Genomic DNA, 3164 nt, shown 5'->3' on the forward strand with positions numbered 1-3164 from the left:
GTCGGCGCCGTCATCGGCAACATTGGCGGCGGCCAGGCTGCCGACCGGTTCGGCGCGACCCGCACCGTCGGCTGGTCGTTGGCGCTGAGTGCCGGCATGCTGGTCCTGCTGTCGGTCATCCCGACCTTTCTGCCGCCGCATATTGCCGGACCGGCGCTGATGGCGATGATGGTGCCGTGGGGCATCGTCGGCTGGGCCTTCCCGCCGGCGCAGGCCAGCCGCATCATCAAGCTGGCGCCCGACGCCGCACCGATCGTGCTGTCGCTCAATGCTTCGGCGCTCTATCTCGGCGTCGCACTCGGCGCGGTGGTCGGCGGTGCCGTGCTGCGCTACGGCGCGCCGGCCGATCTCGGCCTGGTCGCCGCGATCTTCCCGATCATCGGGCTTGGCATCGTGGTCGCCGGCCGCCGGGCGGCTCGGCCTGTAGAGATGCCTGCCGAGTAATCTCTTTGAAAGCCGTCGGCCGGCTCAGCTGGCCGGCGGCAGATCGAAATCGAGCGCGGCGATGTCATCCAGCGCCGCGCGCAGCTTTTCAGCCTTGTCCCTGCCGACGACATCCTCGAAACGCTGCTGGGCGATCTGCCACAGTTTCATCGCCGCCTCGAGCTTGGCCAGCCCCTGCGGCGTCAGCCGCACACGCTTGACGCGGCGGTCGTCCGGGTCGGCGAAGGTCTCGACATAGCCGTCGCGGATCAGTGGTTTCAGCGTATGGCCGAGCGCCGACAGGTCCATGATCAGCGACGCGGCGATGGCCCCCATCGCCGGCTCGTCGCCGATATGGATTTGGTAGAGCAGTCCCTGCTGTGTCGCCTTGAGGCCTGACGGATCCACCACATCATCATAAAACTTGCCGAGTTTGCGCGCCGCGCGGCGCAGCGCGGCGTTGTTGCAGAGCGTGAGGTCGGGCAAGCTGTCCTTTGACATGATGGTCCTTGGCGCCGGCGAATGACGCCCGGCTGCACCCCTCAAATAATCCCCGTCCGTATCATTGACAAGATAGTGGCATATGCCTACTTCGCAATTAGTGGTATATGCCACTAAATCAATCAAGCGGCTTCCGGCAATGCGGCAGATGCCACGGCGCCGGATCAGTCGAAACGAACCAGATCAGTCGAAGAAGGAACAGGACAATGAGTGGACAGGGCAACAAGGGCACGGCGGTCGTCACCGGTGCTTCGTCGGGCATCGGCGCGGTCTATGCCGACCGGCTGGCGGGGCAGGGCTACGATCTGGTGCTGGTGGCGCGGCGCGCCGACCGGCTGGAGGAACTGGCCGGGAAGCTGCGCCAGACCTATGGCCGCAAGGTCAGCGTGATCAGCGCCGACCTCTCCAACGACGGCGACGTCCGCCGCGTCGAACAGGCGATCGCCAGCGACGACAGCGTGACGCTGCTGGTCAACAATGCCGGCCTTGGCGGCCAGTCCGTGGTGGCAACCGCCGATGCGGACGCTGCCGAACGCATGATCAAGGTCAATGTCATCGCCCTGACGCGGCTGACCCGTGCCGTGCTGCCGGGGTTTTTGGCGCGCAACCGAGGTGCGGTCGTCAACATCGCCTCGGTGCTCGCCTATGAGACCTCGTTCGGCGGCATCTACAGCGGTACCAAGGCCTATGTCGTCAACTTCACCGAGGCTCTGCACCGCGAGGTCGAGGGTACGGAGGTGAAGGTGCAGGTGGTGCTGCCGGGCGCGACACGGACGGATTTCTGGGAGCTTGCTGGCAGCGATATCGACCAGCTTCCGAAGGAAATCATCATGAGCGCCGACGATATGGTCGATGCGGCCCTTGTCGGCCTTGCCAGGGGTGAAGCCGTCACCGTGCCGGCGCTCGCCGAGCCAGCCAAACTGGACATTTTCCTCGGTGCCCGGCAGGCCTTCTACGGCAGCCTGCACGCCGACAAGCCGGCAGCCCGCTACGCGGCTTGAGGGCCACCTCTGTCCCCCGCTCTGTCGCTACGCTATGCACACATCTTCTGTGACTGGCGTGACTGATCGGTGTGAGGCTTGATTGCCACGTGGTTCCCCCAATCCGTCGCTGCTTCGCAGCGCCACCTTTCCCCCCTCCGGAGGGAAAGGAAGGGAGCTTTGCTGGACGAGCGTTGACGGCAAAAAGCCTGGCGCCTTTCCTCTACCCCGTCGATCGGGGGAGAGGTGGCTCGGCGAAGCCGAGACGGAGTGGGGGTCGACCAGCGCCGCATAAGAGCTTTGTTGGGGCAAGCCCCAGGTTCTGCAAGGCCGCCGCGTCCCTACACCGTCCGCCACATCGGAATGATCGAGGCGGCCAGCACCAGTGCCAGCACGATGTTGAGCGCGCGCCATTGCCATTCGGTCTTGAGCAGCCGCGCCAGCACCATGCCGGCCACGCACCACAGTGAAAGCGAGGCGGCGGCCGCGAGGCCGAAGGTGGCGCCGAGCAGCAGCGCAAGTTGCACCGGTCCGCTGGCCAATGCCGCGAACGAAGCCGCGGCGCCTAGTCCCATCGCCCAGCCTTTCGGGTTCATCCATTGAATGCCGGCGCCGCCCAGAAAGCTGTTCGGCCTGGCCATGCTCACATCCAGATTGGGCGGTCCGCTGCGGCCGATCTTGATCGCCAGCCAGAGGAGATAGAGCGAGCCGACGACCTTCATGGCCAGTTGCAGCGAAGGCACGGCAAGCAGCAGACCGGCAAGCCCGGCGGCAGCGGCACCCGTGACGGTGGCGAGGCCGGCGGCGCTGCCGACCAGCAGGGGCACGGAACGGCGAAAGCCGAACTGCGCGCCGGACGCCGTAGACAGGGTCGTGGCGATGCCGGGCGTGGTGGTGGCGACGATGGCAAAAAGGATGAGCGGGAGAATGGGCTCGAGCATGCGGCGTCCTCTGTCAGAGGGCTGCGATCGTAGCTGCGTGCGAACTTCAGTAAATGCAATGTTTGCTATGGTCAGCATTAGGATAGATAATGCCACCCATGATCCGAAATCTCGACATGGCGCTGATCCGCACCTTCATCACCGTCGCCGACAAGGCCAGCATGACGGCGGCGGCCAATGCGCTGCACCTGACGCAGGGTGCTGTCAGCCAGCAGGTCAAGCGGCTGGAGGAGGCGCTCGGCTCCAGCCTGTTTACGCGCGACCGGCGCGGCTTGCGGCTGACGCGCGCCGGTGAACAGCTGTTCGGCAGGGGCAAGCG

Annotated in this window: 4 protein-coding genes and 1 pseudogene; 3 read left to right on the forward strand and 2 right to left on the reverse strand. The window is 65.7% G+C overall.

From position 1 onward, the window contains the following. Nucleotides 1-444: pseudogene (locus EN906_RS28475) on the forward strand (MFS transporter); the annotation flags it as partial. Nucleotides 445-468: 24 nt separating this feature from the next. Here EN906_RS28475 and EN906_RS28480 read toward each other — a convergent pair. Beyond that, nucleotides 469-924 (reverse strand): MarR family winged helix-turn-helix transcriptional regulator, encoded by a 456-nt coding sequence (locus EN906_RS28480; protein ID WP_127375539.1) that lies wholly within the window; start codon nt 922-924, stop codon nt 469-471. Between the two features lie 206 nt (nt 925-1130). Between EN906_RS28480 and EN906_RS28485 the strand changes: the two genes are divergently transcribed. Then, a complete protein-coding gene (locus tag EN906_RS28485) occupies nt 1131-1925 on the forward strand; it encodes an SDR family oxidoreductase (RefSeq protein ID WP_127269320.1) in 795 nt (264 codons plus the stop codon). 320 nt (nt 1926-2245) lie between these two features. Here EN906_RS28485 and EN906_RS28490 read toward each other — a convergent pair whose 3' ends face one another. Then, complete coding sequence (locus tag EN906_RS28490; RefSeq protein WP_127271220.1) at nt 2246-2845, reverse strand: LysE family translocator; 600 nt, start codon at nt 2843-2845, stop codon at nt 2246-2248. Nucleotides 2846-2943: 98 nt separating this feature from the next. Here EN906_RS28490 and EN906_RS28495 point away from each other — a divergent pair. Beyond that, a partial coding sequence (locus tag EN906_RS28495) for a LysR family transcriptional regulator (protein ID WP_164777424.1) occupies nt 2944-3164 on the forward strand: 221 nt, incomplete at its 3' end.

Origin of the sequence: Mesorhizobium sp. M7A.F.Ca.CA.004.06.1.1 (genome assembly GCF_003999135.1) — a bacterium.
GTDB lineage: Bacteria > Pseudomonadota > Alphaproteobacteria > Rhizobiales > Rhizobiaceae > Mesorhizobium.

Coding starts and splice junctions, on each gene's coding strand:
- EN906_RS28480 (WP_127375539.1), bottom strand. CDS start 924: ATGTCAAAGGACAGCTTGCCCGACCTCACGCTCTGCAACAACGCCGCG.
- EN906_RS28485 (WP_127269320.1), top strand. CDS start 1,131: ATGAGTGGACAGGGCAACAAGGGCACGGCGGTCGTCACCGGTGCTTCG.
- EN906_RS28490 (WP_127271220.1), bottom strand. CDS start 2,845: ATGCTCGAGCCCATTCTCCCGCTCATCCTTTTTGCCATCGTCGCCACC.